The 16,016-nt window shown below is 37.3% G+C and carries 18 protein-coding genes and 1 riboswitch; of the genes, 7 read left to right on the top strand and 11 right to left on the bottom strand.

Annotated elements, in window-relative coordinates; translation table 11 throughout:
• Positions 1-63: 63 nt before the first annotated feature.
• Positions 64-981 (bottom strand): YihY/virulence factor BrkB family protein, encoded by a 918-nt coding sequence (locus tag ACHZEU_RS17060; RefSeq protein ID WP_259951028.1) that lies wholly within the window; start codon positions 979-981, stop codon positions 64-66.
• A 22-nt stretch (positions 982-1,003) separates the two neighbouring features.
• Positions 1,004-1,330 carry a YtxH domain-containing protein gene (locus ACHZEU_RS17055; RefSeq protein WP_115674536.1) on the bottom strand — a complete coding sequence of 109 codons (327 nt, stop codon included), beginning with the start codon at positions 1,328-1,330 and terminating at the stop codon, positions 1,004-1,006.
• 177 nt (positions 1,331-1,507) lie between these two features.
• On the opposite strand from ACHZEU_RS17055, the gene ACHZEU_RS17050 reads away from it, so the two are divergent.
• Positions 1,508-1,729, top strand: a complete 222-nt coding sequence (locus tag ACHZEU_RS17050; RefSeq protein WP_004225580.1) for a DUF1128 domain-containing protein — start codon at positions 1,508-1,510, stop codon at positions 1,727-1,729.
• 55 nt (positions 1,730-1,784) lie between these two features.
• Here the strand turns inward: ACHZEU_RS17050 and motB are convergent, their stop codons facing one another.
• Both motB and motA read right to left on the bottom strand, forming a co-directional pair.
• On the bottom strand, positions 1,785-2,549 hold the full coding sequence (gene motB, locus ACHZEU_RS17045) for a flagellar motor protein MotB (RefSeq protein ID WP_048394798.1): 765 nt from the start codon (positions 2,547-2,549) through the stop codon (positions 1,785-1,787).
• Entirely contained in the window at positions 2,533-3,336 is an 804-nt protein-coding gene (gene motA, locus ACHZEU_RS17040) for a flagellar motor stator protein MotA (RefSeq protein WP_004225583.1), read from the bottom strand. The genes motB and motA overlap by 17 nt, the downstream gene beginning before the upstream one ends.
• A 191-nt stretch (positions 3,337-3,527) precedes the next feature.
• Here motA and ACHZEU_RS17035 point away from each other — a divergent pair, with 191 nt between their 5' ends.
• The 3 genes from ACHZEU_RS17035 to ACHZEU_RS17025 all read left to right on the top strand — a co-directional run bounded on the left by ACHZEU_RS17035 (position 3,528) and on the right by ACHZEU_RS17025 (position 5,788).
• Positions 3,528-4,769 carry an aminopeptidase gene (locus ACHZEU_RS17035; protein ID WP_054549013.1) on the top strand — a complete coding sequence of 414 codons (1,242 nt, stop codon included), beginning with the start codon at positions 3,528-3,530 and terminating at the stop codon, positions 4,767-4,769.
• A 140-nt stretch (positions 4,770-4,909) separates the two neighbouring features.
• Positions 4,910-5,044, top strand: a complete 135-nt coding sequence (locus ACHZEU_RS17030) for a hypothetical protein (protein WP_004225590.1) — start codon at positions 4,910-4,912, stop codon at positions 5,042-5,044.
• 180 nt (positions 5,045-5,224) lie between these two features.
• Complete coding sequence (locus ACHZEU_RS17025) at positions 5,225-5,788, top strand: carbonic anhydrase (RefSeq protein ID WP_004225593.1); 564 nt, start codon at positions 5,225-5,227, stop codon at positions 5,786-5,788.
• Positions 5,789-5,860: 72 nt separating this feature from the next.
• Here ACHZEU_RS17025 and ACHZEU_RS17020 read toward each other — a convergent pair whose 3' ends face one another.
• Complete coding sequence (locus ACHZEU_RS17020) at positions 5,861-6,448, bottom strand: GNAT family N-acetyltransferase (protein WP_054549012.1); 588 nt, start codon at positions 6,446-6,448, stop codon at positions 5,861-5,863.
• 159 nt (positions 6,449-6,607) lie between these two features.
• On the bottom strand, positions 6,608-7,432 hold the full coding sequence (locus tag ACHZEU_RS17015; RefSeq protein WP_048394803.1) for a polyphosphate kinase 2 family protein: 825 nt from the start codon (positions 7,430-7,432) through the stop codon (positions 6,608-6,610).
• A 199-nt stretch (positions 7,433-7,631) separates the two neighbouring features.
• Between ACHZEU_RS17015 and ACHZEU_RS17010 the strand changes: the two genes are divergently transcribed.
• Positions 7,632-8,345, top strand: a complete 714-nt coding sequence (locus ACHZEU_RS17010; protein WP_066038227.1) for a hypothetical protein — start codon at positions 7,632-7,634, stop codon at positions 8,343-8,345.
• Positions 8,346-8,374: 29 nt separating this feature from the next.
• Here ACHZEU_RS17010 and map read toward each other — a convergent pair whose 3' ends face one another.
• Together map and thiT are read right to left on the bottom strand one after the other, a co-directional pair.
• Positions 8,375-9,130, bottom strand: coding sequence for a type I methionyl aminopeptidase (gene map, locus ACHZEU_RS17005; RefSeq protein WP_048394807.1), 756 nt, complete (start codon positions 9,128-9,130; stop codon positions 8,375-8,377).
• A gap of 162 nt (positions 9,131-9,292) precedes the next feature.
• The gene (gene thiT / locus ACHZEU_RS17000) at positions 9,293-9,853 is read right to left on the bottom strand and encodes an energy-coupled thiamine transporter ThiT (protein ID WP_066038226.1); all 561 of its coding nucleotides are present in this window, start codon (positions 9,851-9,853) and stop codon (positions 9,293-9,295) included.
• Positions 9,854-9,987: 134 nt separating this feature from the next.
• A riboswitch (TPP riboswitch) is annotated at positions 9,988-10,095 on the bottom strand.
• A 125-nt stretch (positions 10,096-10,220) separates the two neighbouring features.
• Between thiT and ACHZEU_RS16995 the strand changes: the two genes are divergently transcribed.
• Together ACHZEU_RS16995 and ACHZEU_RS16990 are read left to right on the top strand one after the other, a co-directional pair.
• Positions 10,221-10,544: a DUF4870 domain-containing protein gene (locus ACHZEU_RS16995; RefSeq protein ID WP_066038225.1), complete on the top strand. Its 324-nt coding sequence runs from the start codon at positions 10,221-10,223 to the stop codon at positions 10,542-10,544.
• 55 nt (positions 10,545-10,599) lie between these two features.
• Positions 10,600-10,722, top strand: a complete 123-nt coding sequence (locus ACHZEU_RS16990) for a hypothetical protein (RefSeq protein ID WP_004225603.1) — start codon at positions 10,600-10,602, stop codon at positions 10,720-10,722.
• 40 nt (positions 10,723-10,762) lie between these two features.
• Here the strand turns inward: ACHZEU_RS16990 and ACHZEU_RS16985 are convergent, their stop codons facing one another.
• The 3 genes from ACHZEU_RS16985 to ACHZEU_RS16975 all read right to left on the bottom strand — a co-directional run bounded on the left by ACHZEU_RS16985 (position 10,763) and on the right by ACHZEU_RS16975 (position 16,013).
• A complete protein-coding gene (locus ACHZEU_RS16985) occupies positions 10,763-13,843 on the bottom strand; it encodes an AAA family ATPase (protein ID WP_066038224.1) in 3,081 nt (1,026 codons plus the stop codon).
• Positions 13,840-14,997: an exonuclease SbcCD subunit D gene (locus tag ACHZEU_RS16980; RefSeq protein ID WP_066038223.1), complete on the bottom strand. Its 1,158-nt coding sequence runs from the start codon at positions 14,995-14,997 to the stop codon at positions 13,840-13,842. The genes ACHZEU_RS16985 and ACHZEU_RS16980 overlap by 4 nt, the downstream gene beginning before the upstream one ends.
• 140 nt (positions 14,998-15,137) lie before the next feature.
• A complete protein-coding gene (locus ACHZEU_RS16975; protein WP_404803586.1) occupies positions 15,138-16,013 on the bottom strand; it encodes an SGNH/GDSL hydrolase family protein in 876 nt (291 codons plus the stop codon).
• Positions 16,014-16,016 lie beyond the last annotated feature (3 nt).

The raw sequence follows: 16,016 nt of genomic DNA, 5'->3' as shown, positions 1-16,016 counted from the left end.
GTAAAATAGCCTCGCTACTCTTTATGAGTTTAGCGAGGCTCTTGTTAATAAATGATCATTTCCTTATCGACGAATTTCCTTTTGAAGTGCTCTTTTCTGCATTGTAGCATTTAATACGCCACCAAAGATTAAAATGATTCCCGTAAAATATAACCAGAGCATTAAAATAATGACGCCACCAATACTACCGTATGTAGCAGAATAATTTGCAAAATTATTAATATAAAAAGAGAAACCATATGTGACTGCTAACCAAGCAAGCGTGGCAAATAACGCTCCTGGCCATACGCCCATTATTTTCAAACGAGGACTTGTATTTGGCACAAACCAGTAGATGCCCATTAATACGATGAAAATCAATAATGGCGGGATTGACCATCTTAATCTATGCCAAACTGATTCAAATTGCTCCTCTATTCCGACGATTGAGAATAGGAAATGTCCAATTTGCTGACCAAAGACCGGTAATAAGAGCGCAACGGCAATAACAATAACGAGAGCGATTGTAAAAACAAGTGATAAACCCCTATCTAATAGGCCTGCTCTCCCTTCTGTATCATAGGCTTTATTTAAAGCACGAAGTAATGCATTAATGCCTTTAGATGCAGACCAAATAGTACCTAAAACCCCAATGGACAGTAAACTACTGTTGCGATTTGTTAAAATCTCATTCAGTGTATTTTCAATCAGCTTATACACTTCATCAGGTAAGATATTCACTAAAAATGAATAGACCTGAGTGGTTTCTAAGTTAAGATATGGTAATAGCGTCACCAAGAAAATAAGTAAGGGGAAGAACGATAGTAAAAAGAAATAAGCCAATTGTGCAGCAAGCGCAGATATTTCAACTCGCTTGAGCCGACCTATTAAATCTTGGATAAAGCCTTTGGATGTCATAATATCAATCGCTCCCTCCTCTGGAGAAACAAACGATTTTACAAACCCAAAAGCGTTATGCCATGTTGCTTTATTCTTTTCCATACAATTCCTCCTAAAACGACCTTTACTCCTTATGAGGTAAAGTAAAGGCTGATTTCGTATCTTCAATCATTCCCTGTATCGTGGAAGGTAAATCCTTAAATTCATCCACCTTTTCAGCAATTGTGTTGACATTATCTGACACACTTTCACAAAGCACCTTTGCCGCGAGTACTTTTTCCTCTACCAAAACCTGCAATTCTTCTCGATTTGCTGCATAGTATGAGATGGCTTCCTTCATCTTTTTTGTTGAGGCAATTGTTTTTTCTCGTGTAGCCCGATCTAACATACTTAATGCTGCTCCTACTGCTGCTCCTGCTACAATAGATGCTAATAATTTACTTTGACCCATATTAAAACCCCCTGCTTGTATAGTTGCATATTCCCTATTATTTCATAAATAAACAGTCTTCTGCACTTATTCTACCCAATAACAGTCTATTTTTAAAGCAATGCCCAAATACGGAGTTGACATTTTTTTTATTCAATGAAATGATATGTGCGAGGATGACGAAAGGTAGGGTAAAAAATGGATTTATCAGTTCCATCTAAAGAAAACGTTATGTATATGGTTGATCAAATGAAGGACAAGCTTCGTATGGTGAATGTCGATGCAATGAAATCAGAAAACTTCGATGAAGCAAATTATGAAGATTTAGTGTATCTATATGAAATGGTTATGAAGAGAGAAACTTTTAGTCCAAGCGAAATGCAAGCGATTGTTGCTGAATTAGGATCTTTACGTAAATAGGTAAAACAAAAAGCTATTAGCTCAAGACATTTGTCTGCTGCTAATAGCTCTTTTATTACGGTGTAGTCTTTGTTTCTGAACCATCCTCTGTAACTAATGGTTGAATTAAAACTTCTACACGACGATTCTTTGCGCGTCCTTCGGCTGTGTCATTTGGTGCAATTGCACGATACTCACCGTTTCCTTTTGCACTAAAGCGCGTAGGATCTAACTGGTCATTACTTTCAATAAGAAGATTTAAAAAATTCGTTGCACGCAAAACAGATAGTTCAAAGTTTGATGAGAAATTCGGACCTGCTGGTACATTATCTGTATGACCTGTGATGACAATATTTCGAGCTGGATCAGATACCAGCATAGTTGATAGCTCTTTGGCAATAGGGACATACTCAGGTTTAACTTTTGCCTGCCCTGGGTCAAATAAAATACTATCGCGGATTGTCACTAGTAATCCCTCATCCGTCATTTCTGTGGCAAACTGATCTTCCATTTCATTGACTGCAATAAAATTATCCACACTATCTTTTATTTCAGCTAACTCCTGTTGATCCTTTAAATAGGCAGAGTTTTGCTGTGGCGTTTGGTCGCTATCCGCATTCGGAGTAGGGACTGGTGCAGGTTGCTCTAGAAAACTAGTTCCACCATCAAAGACTTGACTAAAAACTGCCGACATTCTTTCTAGCTTTTCTTGATCGACTGAACTTGAGGCAAACAAAATAATGAACACGGCTAGCAGCAAAGTTAAAATATCTGCGTATGGCACTAACCAAGATTCATCAATATGTTCATCATGCTTTTTCTTCTTAGCTTTCTTTGCCAAGGCCACCCGCCCCGCTTTCACCAGAAATTTGACGACGTTCTTCCATCGTTAAGTATGATGATAGTTTCTGTTCAATTACACGTGGAGCCTCCCCTTCTAATACTGAAAGGATACCCTCAATCATCATTCTCTTTTGTTTTACCTCTAAAGCAGATTTACGTTTTAGCTTGTTCGCAAATGGATGCCATAAAACATACCCTGTAAAGATACCGAGTAATGTAGCCATGAAGGCAGCTGAGATAGCATGTCCTAGCTTTTCGATATCATTCATATCAGCCAATGCGGCGATTAACCCTACTACTGCACCAAGAACCCCTAAAGTAGGTGCATATGTACCTGCTTGTGTAAAAATAGCTGCTCCACTAGTATGTCGCTCTTCCATCGCTTCTACTTCTTCTGTTAAGACATCACGTATGTAATCAGCATTTTGACCATCAATTGCTAATGTAAGGCCATTTTTCAAAAATGGATCTTCAATCTCTGAGGCCTTACTTTCAAGTGCTAATAGCCCTTCGCGACGAGCTAAGTCAGCCCATTGTGAAAACATTTTAATAATCTCTATATCATTTGCTAATTTTGTTTCTTTAAAAAGAATCTTAAATAGCTTCGGCACACGCTTTAACTCCTGCATAGGAAAGGCAATTGTTACTGCGGAAATAGTACCAAAAATGATAATTAGGATAGCTGCTGGGTTATAAAATGCAGATAAACTTACACCCTTCATTACCATCCCTGTTAATAGTGCTACTAAAGCAAGTATTAACCCTATAATCGACGACTTATCCATTCTAGAACCTCCAAATCTACTATCTAATGTTATTTCGTCTTTTTTTCCATATTTTAAATATATATATTCCTAGTATAAATGTATTTCATATATTTTTCGATGTAATTAATGCTTTTTATTCACATTTCGACCATTTTTGATTATATTGAATTAAGAATATTACACTTAACTGTCTTAAATTGAAAGGGGATATGATTTTGTTATTATCGTTTGACACAAAATTACTAAAATATGCCGAGTTAGCGGTGAAAGTAGGAGTAAATATCCAAAAAGATCAGTATCTTTATATAAGCTGTTCGACTGATAACCTAAAACTCGCACAAATAATTACTAAAATTGCCTATAAAAATGGTGCTAAACAAGTTTTTGTCGATATATCCGATGATGAACTTGTACGTGCTCGCTATGAAGGGGCACCAAAAGACTCATTTGATTTCTTCCCACCTTGGAAAGTGAAGGAACGTGAATGGTTAGCTGAACATGGTGCTGCTTTCTTAAGCATTAGCTCACAAAATCCCGATTTATTAAAAGGTATTGAGCGTGATAGAATCATGGCATTCCAAAAAGCATCTGGCCAAGCACTTGCCAACTATTATCAATGGTTACAAGCAGATAAGTTTAGCTGGTCTGTTATTGCTGCTCCATCTAAAGCTTGGGCAGCAAAGGTCTTTCCTCACCTTCCAGAAGAACAGCAAATGGATGCATTATGGGAAGCTATCTTTGCAGCCACACGTATAGACGTTGAAAATCCTGTTGAAGCTTGGCATACACATGATCAGGAATTACATAGCAAAGCTGATTATTTAAATGCAAAGCAATTTAAGTCACTGCACTATACTGCACCAGGCACAGATCTAACAATTGAGCTGCCTCCACACCATGTGTGGACAGGGGGTAGTAGTATAAGTACACAAGGCCAAACATTTATGGCCAATATGCCTACTGAAGAGATTTTTACAGCACCGTTAAAAACAGGTGTTAATGGTTATGTATCAAGCACTAAGCCTTTAAGCTATGGCGGCAATATTATAGATAATTTCACACTAACATTTAAAGATGGTCGAATCATTGACGTCAAGGCAGAGCAAGGCCAAGAAATTTTAGCTTCTCTTATTGAAACAGATGAAGGTGCTCATTACCTTGGTGAAATAGCATTAGTACCACATCAATCACCTATTTCACAATCCGACCTATTATTTTACAATACATTGTTTGATGAAAATGCATCCAATCATTTTGCCATTGGTAGTGCATATGCTTTTTGCATTGAGGGCGGCAAAGAAATGACTTCTGAGGAACTAAGCGCGCATGGTCTTAATCAAAGCTTGACACATGTAGACTTTATGATTGGCTCTACCAAAATGAATATAGATGGAATAACACATGATGATCAAATAGACCCAATATTCCGTGATGGAAATTGGGCATTCTAAATAATCCATTCCTACTAATAGTATTCTAGGCTAAGTATGTTAAGGTTGTCATAAATTATCCTTAGATTTTCCTAGTAACCTATTGTATAATTGTTTTAGGGAATTTTAGTAGATCATTTAAGTAGAGAGGAGCTCTAATAATGTTCATTACAACTGTTCTTGGCTTTTCAGCAGTTTTATTAATTTCAACGGGATTCTTCATCCACTACCTACAAGTTGGTTTAGATAGCAAGTCTTCAGTAACTGTAGATCCAAAGCCAAACGAAAAATTTTAATGTGTAAAAAACAGCTACTATTTATAGGTAGCTGTTTTTTTATAGCTTACAAGTTATTTCATCTACTAAAGCGTATGAAACTGCTCCTTTATTGTAAAAATTATCTGAATAAAGTCTTTATTGTTTGCATATTGAAAATTTTGCTCTACAATATTTTTTGTAAGGAAGGGAGCAATATTCATGACAATGTTACAAGATATTCTAGAATTTAACAAAGAGTTTGTACAAGAAAAAAAATATGAGCCATTCATCACTACGAAATATCCTGATAAACGTATTGTTGTTTTATCTTGTATGGATACTCGTCTTGTAGAGCTTTTACCAAAAGCGATGAATTTGCGTAATGGCGATGTAAAAATAGTGAAAAGTGCTGGTGCGTTAGTGAGCCATCCTTTCGGTGCAGTTATGCGTAGTTTATTAGTTGCTGTCTACGGCCTACAAGCTGATGAAGTGTATGTTGTTGGACATTATGACTGTGGTATGAGTGCGGTTGATCCTGACGCCATGCTTAGCGAAATGGTACAACGAGGCATCGATCCAGAAACAATCAAAATGTTGGAATATTCTGGTTTTGATTTGAAAGAATTTTTACGAGGTTTCGGTGATGTAGCAACAAGTGTTAAGAAAAGTGTCGATACAATTCGTAATCATCCATTAATGGTAAAAGACGTACCTGTTCATGGTTTAATAATTGATCCAAATACAGGTCATCTAGATTTAATTGAAGATGGAAATAAACAATAAAATTATTTCTTCATACATTAATAAAAGAGCAAGTGCCTATCCTCTCTATGTGGAAGATAGGCACTTATTTTTCTATTCATCCTCTAAACGTGCATACATATAGTGATCTACCCAATGACCATTGATATACAGTAGCTTTCTTAGCAGACCCTCCTGCTGAAATCCAGCCTTCTCTAATACACGCATGGAGGCATTATTTTGTGTCGATACGTAGGCCTCTACACGATGTAGACCAATTTGTTCAAATGCAAATCGGACCACCATATTCACAGCTTCTGTGACAATGCCCTTTCCAACATAAATCTCATCCATCGCATAGCCAACAAATGCACTCGAGTACGGTAAGCGTTTGACAGCATAAAGTGCAATATGCCCTATTAGATTATTTGTACTATGCTCAAAAATACCAAAAGTAAATTCACGCTTAGACTCCATTAAATAGAGACTTTCTTGAATTTTTTTGTATTGAGCATCGACTGTATAGTATTCAGGTCTTTGCAGTGGCTCGTATATAGACCAAAAGTATTTATTACGGCTTACGAGACCCGTTAAACTTCGTGCATCTTTTTCTTGGAATGTGCGGATGTAGCATTTTTCCCCCTTTATTGTTACCACATTCCCACCCTTTTTTCTTAATAGATTCCAAATTTTAAGCACCATTTCTCCACACTAGCCTTCCAATAAAAATCAATACATTTCTCTTTGTTTCATTGGCTACAAGCCATAATTGCAAACCCTATTTAATTTCATTGTATGTAAAAAAACAGGCTGCTACAACCAAAACAGCTTATGTCTTATTGTCATAGCAGCACAATTCAATTATTTAGTTTTTTGTTCTTTCTTTTTCTCGTTTACTATTTCTAAGCTGGAGGAATCAGCATCCTCTAGTTGAGTATTGTCTAACACATTTGTTAAATGAAGACCACGCCTTTGAGCCTCTCGTTCAATGTGTGCAATAGTTTCCTGTAGCACCTGAACACGTGCATACTTTTTGTCATCTCCAGCGACTAAGACCCATGGTGCATCTTTTTTATCTGTCTTTTCAAACATCGCATTTGCTGCTTCAATATACTGAGGTGTTTTATCTCGATTGCGCCAATCCTCGGCTGTTAACTTCCAAGATTTATAAGGGTTTTGTTCACGTTCTTTAAAGCGTTTTAATTGCTCCTCATCTGAAACATGAAGCCAGAACTTAATAATTATGTAATCTCCTGCAGTTAAAATCTTCTCGAAATTATTAATTTCTTCATAAGCACGAGACCATTCATCCTTTGTTGCGAATCCTTCGATGCGTTCTACTAGTACGCGGCCATACCACGAGCGATCAAAAATAGCGATTTGCCCATGTTGAGGCAATTTTCTCCAAAATCGTTGTAAATAATTGTAGCGTAATTCATGAGCTTGAGGAGCAGAAATAGGATGTACAACATAACCGCGGGGATCGACACGTTCGATTAATCGTTTAATAGCGCCACCTTTACCAGCTGCATCCATTCCTTCAAATACCAAGATCAAGCCAATCTTGTTTTTTAATAAAAATTGTTGTGCGTTCAACATTTCATATTGGAGTACTTTTAATTTCTTTTTATACATCTTTTTGTCTAGTTCAACAGTTAGATCTAGATTTTTCAAATTTTGTGTCATGAAACTTCACTCCTTTTATTTGGCTATTCTTATTGTACTAAAGAAATATATGGATGCCTATCAGACATGGTAAATTGTAGGTATTAATAGTAAAACAACACGATACATTGTTGGAAATTTCCGTTATAATAAAAAAAGTGACAGTACTATACTTATTTGTCTTTTCCCTATACAATCTAACACGAAGGGAGAGGAAAACATGCCTCGGTTTATCTTGATGACAATCTCTTATCTTGTCTCAATCATCCTAACCTTTTCATCCTTTTTCGTGAACATCAACGGTCAATCTTCGCTAGAAATCGCTAATCGTTTTTCTGTTGTATTTGCACCAGTTAGTGTAAGTCATGTAATTTGGATTATCATTTATTTTTTACTCGGTTATTGGTTAGTTATGAACATGAAAAAGACAACTTTGAAACAGTCTGCGCTTTTTAGTTGCATAAATATATTACAAGCATTGACGATATATGTCTGGCACCATGAGTTATTTATTGTTTCTCTTGGCATTACATTACTCTTAGTCTTGTATTTGTTTATGTTGTATAATACGTACCCTCTTCAGGACAAATCCTTGTTTGGTCGTATTCCTTTCTCTATTTATTTAGCATGGATGACATTTATTTTTATCACAAATACAAGCTTTACGTTAACGGCTTATGGTTGGAACGGCTTTGGTCTTAGTACGCCTCTTTGGGCAGTGATTTTACTTACTTTAGGAGGAGCCATTGCGCTACATATCCGTTTCCATCACTTTGATGTTGTGTATCCAAGTGTTTTTATTTGGGCTTATATTGGAATCGCCATACATAATGGTTTTGATGAGCTACTTGTCACTACAGCTGCTTTATTTTTATGCGGTGTTCTCTTTGTTGGCATTTTATTTATTAAAAAAAATCCTGCCTACCAAAAATAAATTGGTTAGCAGGATTTTTTCATTACATCCTATTCTTCGTCTAATGACGTTAAGATAATTGGTTTATCTTTTGTTACAATGACTGAATGTTCGATTTGTGCTACAAGTGATTTATCAGGCGTCACGAATGTCCAGCCATCACCTGCTTCTACGATATGCTCTGCATTTGCTGAGATAAATGGCTCAACCGCAAGGACCATACCTTCTTTCATAATAGTAGTATCCCATGCATCGTAATAATTTAAAATATGGTTTGGTTCATCATGTAAAGATTGACCTAAGCCATGACCTGTTAAATTCATAATAACAGTTAACCCATTAGCATTTGCCTCGCGTTCAACAGCTTTACCAATTTGATTTAATTTAGATCCAGCCTTTACCTTTGTCATTGCTCGATCAAAGGCACTTTTAGCAACACGGCAAAGCTTTTCTTTGTCCTCATAGCCATCACCCACAACAAATGAAATACCTGTGTCAGCAAAATAGCCATTTAAAGAGCCTGAAACATCAATATTTACGATATCTCCCTCTTGAATAACACGCTTTCCTGGAATACCATGTGCTACTTCTTCATTGACGCTAATACATGTATACCCTGGAAAATCATATTCTCCCTTTGGTCCTGAAATAGCGCCAGCCTCTGCAAACATGCGACCAGCAATTTCATCAAGCTCAAGTGTTGTAACACCTGGTTTTGTGGCAGCTTTCATTGCTTCGCGAATTTCAGCACAAATGCGTCCTATTTTTTTAAAAGCTTCAATCTCTTCTTGCGTTTTTACAATCATGTATAACGTCCCTTTCATCTAATATCTATTCTTTAATATAACATAACTTTTTATGCGTATAACGATAAACGCTTTAAATATTGTATGCTTTCCTACTTTGCAAAGTGCTAAAAGAGTTATTCACGACAAAAAAGTCCCTCCACTCACGTGAAGGGACTAGCATTAAGCTTTTCTTTGCATTAATTGGGGAGCGGCTGTGAATAAAAGAACACCAACGACAGCCGTTAAAATGGTTGCTGGTAGCATATATGTACCATTGTAGATGATGGAATAGATCCATGCATTCTGGTCACCCGCATATTCGGCAAAAAATACAGCACCAGCAATTGTATGTGCTGTGTATCGTAAGAAGCCCGCGATAACGGTACCTATGATTATATAAAGTGCCATTTTTGTTTTGTTCATATGTTTAGCAGCGTCTAACACTGGTCCACGTACAACCGCCGCTAATCCTACAACAGTAAAAGCAACACCATAATCTAGTAATCCTTGTAGCCAGTGCACGATATAAGAACCAAACATTGTTTGCATAACACCCACAAGTAGTCCCGTAGTAAGACCAGCTACTAAGCCCCAGCGAAATGCTATTAACATAATCGGTACCATAACAAGACTAACTGAGCCGCCTTGTGCCCATACTTTAAAGGAAACCTGATCCAGTACGAGACCTATCGCTGCAAAAATCGCAATCTCCACTAGCATTAATAGTCTTTTTTTGTCCATACATATTCTCTCCTTTGTTCCGATGTAGGATACAAGAGCAGGAATAGAAAAGCGCTGATATGTCTCTTTCTGACACCTTTTTTCCTTTACGGACGAAAAAACGATGTCAGGACAGAGCCTCACATCGTACAAGTGTCGGTTTCTATCCACATCCCTACGCAAGCGTTAACTTACAGGTTCGAAGAGTCAAGGCATTACGTGCCCAGTCTCAGCTGACATCATCAGCTCCCCTTGTGGTCGTTACATCTGAATTTATTTGAACACTCTCATTGTACGCAAAGGATTGAAGGATTACAACCTTCCATACATCATTTTTTTGAAACTTTGCTGTTTTTCATGCGTAAATATTTAAAAAGGAGGTACAACTATGGAGAATCAAAAAATTTTAGCTGCCTTTAGTTATCTTAGTATTTTCTTCGCCCCTTTTATCGTTCCATTAATTGTATATTTCGTGACAAAAGACAGTGATGTAAAAAGCCATTCGATTCGTGCACTTGTCTCTCATTTAATACCCTTTGTTTTTGGCATTCTATTCTTTATTGTCTTTGTTTTTTCCACATTTAGTTTAGATCCAACCTCCAGTAATAATACAGTGATGATTATTTGGTTTGCTTCATTCACCATCTATGCTCTCGTCTCACTAGGTATTGTGATTTGGAATATAATTCAGGCTGTTCGTGTTATCCGTTAATGTTTTATTTTTAAGTGAAACAGGTAGTAGTAATTGTAAAAGGAGCTGTTTTGGGATGAAAGTATCAAACGTTGTAAAAACTGCCGTTAAGTTAGCACCTATTGTTATTCCTATCGTAAAAAAAGTAATGGCTGCAAAAAAGGGCACAACGCCTACAACCACAACTCGAAAAAAATAAAACGGAGGCGTATTTCCTCTAGAGGAAATACGCCTTCGTTTTATTTCACTTCAAAATGGGTTTGACTATGGCCATTTAATGTTTTTTCCACATGTAAAACTGCTGGCATCGCAGATTTCAATTCAGGCACATGCGAAATAACGCCAATCATACGACCAGAATCCTGCAAATCAATTAATGTATCGATTGCTTTATTTAGTGATTCCTCATCGAGCGAGCCAAAGCCCTCATCAATAAACATCGTTTCAATATGAATATTACCTTGGTAGCTTTGAATCACATCTGCCATCCCCAATGCAAGGCTCAACGAAGCATTAAACTTTTCGCCACCTGATAAAGTTTTGACATCTCGTAATTGATCTGTATAAGCATCATAAACATCAAGACCAAGGCCACTTTGCTTCGCATGCTTTTCTAATCTATCTGAACGTCTAAGCTCAAATTGACCGTTTGATAAATGATACAGACGTATATTGGCAGCTTCTGTAATTTGATCTAAGTAGTTAATTTGTATATAACGCTCAAAGGATAACTTTTTCGAATTTTGTCCATTTAATAATCCATAGAGCTCCTTTACTCGTCCTGCTTCTTGTTCAAGTAAATGAAGCTCTTTCGCTATTTCTTCCACCCTTTCACTAAAGCCTTGGCATGCTTGTATAAAGCCATTCATCTGTTGCAAACGTTTAAATGCTTCCTCATAGGAAACTCGATGCTGTTCTACTCTTGCTTCCATCGCCTCTAAATCTTGCTTCTCTTTTCCTTGAAGGTATGTAGCCCCTTCGGTAATCTGAATTTGCAACGTGTGTACTTGTAAAGCATAGTCGCTACATGCTTTTCGAAGTGCATCCAATTGTATGGCACTCCGTTTAGCAGTTGCATAAGCCTCATAGCTTTCGAAACCTATTTCTTGCATATCTGCTGAAAATTGCTGAAGCTTTTCATTCATTTTAAGCTGTAATTCCTCAAAGGACTGTTTGGCAATCTCTACAGTTAGTGTTGCATTGCTAGCTGTTTCCTTTGCTGCATGCAAATTTTCTTGACTCACTTGCCAACTTTTTTGAAGCTCTTCTTTCTGTTTACTAACTTCATTCAGTTGTTGCTTTAATTGCTGTAAAGTTGGTAAATTAGGGGGCATCTGCTTAAGTTGTTCGTCTACAACCGCTTGTAATTTTGTCCATTCTTTTATCTGCTCTGCTAAATATTGCTCTAGCTTCATATGCTTATTTCGTAGCTGCTCTATTCGGTCATGCTGATGCTTTATTTTTAATCGCACATCAGCTAATTGATGTTGAATAATTTTTAATGCAGCAATCTCTTGTTCCACTTCATGTAAAGTAGCGGTGATCTGTGGTTGGTCTTCTTGTTTAATATGTTGAGCCTCGAGTTGTCGCCATGTATCTTGAAGAAGTTGCTGCGCTGATGCTAAAAATGCCTCTTTCTCTAAATACTTACGCTCGTCTGATGATGCCTTCGCTCTTAATGCTTCCACTTGAGCAAGCTCAATAACTTCCAGTTGCTCATTGTGTGCTTTCTGATGTGTCATACTACCACAAACAGGACAGGGTTCTCCTTCCTTCAGTTGTTCTGCTAAAATACTAGCTTGACTTGTCAGCCATCGTTGCTGCAAAAGTTGAAGAGCCTCTTTACTTTCTTGATAGAGACTTTCTGAAGCAACTACATCCTGCTTAGCTAAATCTGCGGCATGTTTATATTTATCCGCTTGCTTGATTAAAGCAACCTGTTCCCGTAGTTTCGGTAATTGTTCTAAATAGCTTTCATAGGGTTCAACCTGTTTTTCATAGCCTTCTAATGATTGAGAAAAATGCTGTAATTGCTCTTGTTCATTTTCCAAAAGTTTGACGTTATCATTTACTGCTCGTTTTGCATTTTCAGCATATTGCTCCGCTATTTGCAGCTGCTGTATATTGTTTTCATAGGCTTCAAATTTCGGTAAAAGCGCTAGCATCTGCATTTCCTGCTGTAAGATTTGCTGTCGTTCAGATTCTTTAGCCTGCTCTATCTCATATTTTTCTTGCGCTTCTTGCAACTTTTCTTGTGACTGCTGTTGCTTAACCTTTGCTTGTTGAAATGCTATCTCTTTAACATTCAGTTCAGCACGTAAATCCTTGCATTGTTGTTCGAGGAGCACAAGTCGCTCTGCTTGTTCTGCCAAAGCAATCTCCTTCTCCTTTGCTTGGTATAAATCCTGCTGTTGTAAAAGCATTTGCAGCCGTTGCTGTCGATTAGCTTGTTCATCAAATTGCTCATTTAGCGTTTTTGCTAAGCGATAATATTCCTGCTCTTTTTGATGAAGGCTATATGCTTCTTCATAGTATGACTGTTCATCTTCTCCACATTTCTTATAGTAGCTAAGCTCCTCATCAAGTGCCTCTGTCAGTTGATGTAAATTTTCCGTATTATCAGCAATCAATGTGAATAAAGCGGAAGAACGTTGTGGTAAGGCGCCCACAATTTGGCCAAGTAAATGCTCTTTTAATTGTTTGGCACGCTCAAGATCACTTTCTGCTTCTTTACGCTTGGCATCAAGCTTTTTCGCCATGACACCGAAACGATCTGTTTTAAAGATTTTCCGTAAAATTACTTCTTTATTTGTTGAATCAGAGGTTAATAGTTTTCTAAATTCACCTTGAGGTAGCATGACAATTTGGCTAAATTGATCTTTTGTGAGACCTATGATTTCCTGCACTTTCTTATCGACTTCAAGCGTTTGCTGTTTCTCTACAATGCTATAATCTAGCTTTCCGTCTTTTACTTCTGCTAGCTCTATTTTCTTTCCAGTAACCGTTTTATTTTTTTCTTTAATATGACCTGGCTGTCGTACTATTTGATAGACCTTTCCATGCATTTCAAAGACGAGTTCTACAGCTGTATAAACTTCATCATGTGCAAAGCCGCTTCTTAGTAAAGCTGTATCCTGCCGGTCCTCCCCACTACCTGATCCGTAAAGAGCATAGCAAACAGCATCGAAAATGGTTGTTTTACCAGCACCAGTTTTTCCAGAAATGGCAAACAATCGATGCTCCCCTAGCTCTTGAAAATCAATTACTTCCGTGTCTTTATATGGACCAAACGCTGTAATTGTTAACTTTAAAGGCTTCATTTTACAGTCTCTCGCTCCTCATCTAATAACTCCTGTAACATCTCTGTGAATAGGCGTTCCGTATCTTCATCAGGCTGAATGCCAATAATATTGGTGAAGAATGAACGGAATAAATCAATATCTTCTAGTTTTTCAGCTTCTACTACTTGTAGTTCACGTGGCATATCTTGTCTTAGTACCTTCCGCTCCACATGCATAGCGTGCGGAAATACACTACGAATACGTTCCATCGGTGAAGTCACAGATATTTTATCCGTCAATCTAACAAATACATAATCCTCACTTGGTGTGAGCGTTAATAACTCCTCTAATTGACCTTCTACTACTCGTAGATCTCTTCTTGGCACAAGCTTTCTTTTACTTACTGTGGTGTTACCTTGCTCATCTAATTCGATGATTAAAAATCCTTTCTCATGTAAATGCTCAGATAACGAGTACTTTAAGATAGAGCCTGCATAGCGTATGGTTTCGTTTAAAACAAAATGTGCCTTATGTAAGTGCCCAAGCGCCGTATAGTGAAAAGGTTTGAATAAAGCTGCATTCACACAATCTGAGCCTCCAATGGAAAGGGGTCGCTCGGAATCACTAGTATTTGCTTCCTCCTCACCATACTTCGTCACAAAGGCATGTCCAACAAAAACATGACGCTTACTTGTGTCCATGTCTTCCGTGATATACTCAATAATTTTTTGCATAGCGTCTTGATGAGAACGGATTGATTCATCTTCAAAGATGTTGCGAATAGCAGCTGGCTCCGCATAGGGCACTAGGTGAAAATGTACTTCCCCATGTTGATCATTCAAAACAATAGGTGCATGATTTTTTGTAAATTGGCCCTTAATATATAAACCACTATCACTCATTAAACGGCTACCAAAATTTAAACGACCTGCACTATCATGATTTCCCGCCACTGCTAGAACAGGAATCTTCTTCTCTAATACTATTTTCGCTAATACATCATTTAGTAAATTAACTGCCTCAATAGGAGGCATCGAACGATCATATAAATCACCTGCGATGATAATTACATCTGGTTTTTCCTCATCAATCGCTTGTATAAATTGTTGAAGAATATAATGTTGATCTTCTGTCATATAGACACCTTGAACAAGCTTTCCTAAATGCCAATCTGCTGTATGAAATATTTTCATTCTAGTACCTCCTAGTCTTCTCTATATTTTAGCATGACTATTCCCAATCTAGTGAACACTAAAGGTTTAGTAGTTCTAGCCAAAATTGGTTTTCATAGAAAAAAGCATCTTATAAGTAAGATGCCTTAGATACCTGTTATTTAGATGTATTTGATAAATGCCTTATATCCCGGGAATCCCTGAATTACGTAAGTCATACGAGGAGATTGATGTTGTGTCACATTTTGCTTCTGAGGTTTCGCTGATGATTGTTGCTTTAGGATTTCCTCAAATGACTTGGGATTTGGCTTTGGCAATTCTGCTGAAGAGATGTTTAAAGCATCACTACCACTATAAACTTGTAAAAATGAGTTAGCCATTTGTCGATAGCCTTCAATATTTGGATGAACATCGGCACTATTTGGTAAGTAGTTGGTTGCATTCAATCCAAAGGCATCATAGACATTTATATAAGCTGCGCCAGCTTGCTCTGCTTGTTGTTGTAAAATCGTATTTAATCTAACTAGCTGGGCATTGGTTCCTTCTTTTTGCGTCGGATGAACTGTTGGATAAGCAAAATAATACCCTATAACATAGATTTTTGCTTTAGGCGCACGTTCTTCTAATTCATCCAAAATCGATAGCATATTTTTTCTTGCCAAATTTAAAGCGTAATCTGCCTGAAGCTGTGAAAAAGCTAAGGTCTCTGCATTTGGGTTTACCTGGACAAGACGTAATAAATCATTAGCCCCTGCCGAAACTGTAATAAGCGTCGCATTTGCTAATAAATTTTGCGCTTCCTCAGATCGTATTCGTTCTAATACATCTGCCGTAGTAAAGCCAGGAAAAGCAAGTTCTTTTGTATAAAATGCTAATTGATCAATCGAACTTAATTTCATGGCAATCAAATCACTATACCCTACATCAATTTCTTTGTAGGGTGTTTGACCTGCTGCTAAGGAATCGCCAATAGCCACATAGGTTTCTGTTTGAGCAAAAGCAGATGAAACCCCAATTGTCATGAATACTATTGTCATACC

Origin of the sequence: Lysinibacillus sp. S1 (genome assembly GCF_044986265.1) — a bacterium.
Taxonomy (GTDB): domain Bacteria; phylum Bacillota; class Bacilli; order Bacillales_A; family Planococcaceae; genus Lysinibacillus; species Lysinibacillus capsici.
This window is presented reverse-complemented; position numbering and strand designations above follow the sequence as displayed.

Bases quoted from the DNA above. Each gene is read 5' to 3' on its own strand.
- ACHZEU_RS17060 (WP_259951028.1), bottom strand. From the start codon at position 981: ATGGAAAAGAATAAAGCAACATGGCATAACGCTTTTGGGTTTGTAAAA.
- ACHZEU_RS17055 (WP_115674536.1), bottom strand. From the start codon at position 1,330: ATGGGTCAAAGTAAATTATTAGCATCTATTGTAGCAGGAGCAGCAGTA.
- ACHZEU_RS17050 (WP_004225580.1), top strand. From the start codon at position 1,508: ATGGATTTATCAGTTCCATCTAAAGAAAACGTTATGTATATGGTTGAT.
- motA (WP_004225583.1), bottom strand. From the start codon at position 3,336: ATGGATAAGTCGTCGATTATAGGGTTAATACTTGCTTTAGTAGCACTA.
- ACHZEU_RS17035 (WP_054549013.1), top strand. From the start codon at position 3,528: ATGATTTTGTTATTATCGTTTGACACAAAATTACTAAAATATGCCGAG.
- ACHZEU_RS17030 (WP_004225590.1), top strand. From the start codon at position 4,910: ATGTTCATTACAACTGTTCTTGGCTTTTCAGCAGTTTTATTAATTTCA.
- ACHZEU_RS17025 (WP_004225593.1), top strand. From the start codon at position 5,225: ATGACAATGTTACAAGATATTCTAGAATTTAACAAAGAGTTTGTACAA.
- ACHZEU_RS17020 (WP_054549012.1), bottom strand. From the start codon at position 6,448: ATGGTGCTTAAAATTTGGAATCTATTAAGAAAAAAGGGTGGGAATGTG.
- ACHZEU_RS17015 (WP_048394803.1), bottom strand. From the start codon at position 7,432: ATGACACAAAATTTGAAAAATCTAGATCTAACTGTTGAACTAGACAAA.
- ACHZEU_RS17010 (WP_066038227.1), top strand. From the start codon at position 7,632: ATGCCTCGGTTTATCTTGATGACAATCTCTTATCTTGTCTCAATCATC.
- map (WP_048394807.1), bottom strand. From the start codon at position 9,130: ATGATTGTAAAAACGCAAGAAGAGATTGAAGCTTTTAAAAAAATAGGA.
- thiT (WP_066038226.1), bottom strand. From the start codon at position 9,853: ATGGACAAAAAAAGACTATTAATGCTAGTGGAGATTGCGATTTTTGCA.
- ACHZEU_RS16995 (WP_066038225.1), top strand. From the start codon at position 10,221: ATGGAGAATCAAAAAATTTTAGCTGCCTTTAGTTATCTTAGTATTTTC.
- ACHZEU_RS16990 (WP_004225603.1), top strand. From the start codon at position 10,600: ATGAAAGTATCAAACGTTGTAAAAACTGCCGTTAAGTTAGCACCTATT.
- ACHZEU_RS16985 (WP_066038224.1), bottom strand. From the start codon at position 13,843: ATGAAGCCTTTAAAGTTAACAATTACAGCGTTTGGTCCATATAAAGAC.
- ACHZEU_RS16980 (WP_066038223.1), bottom strand. From the start codon at position 14,997: ATGAAAATATTTCATACAGCAGATTGGCATTTAGGAAAGCTTGTTCAA.
- ACHZEU_RS16975 (WP_404803586.1), bottom strand. From the start codon at position 16,013: ATGACAATAGTATTCATGACAATTGGGGTTTCATCTGCTTTTGCTCAA.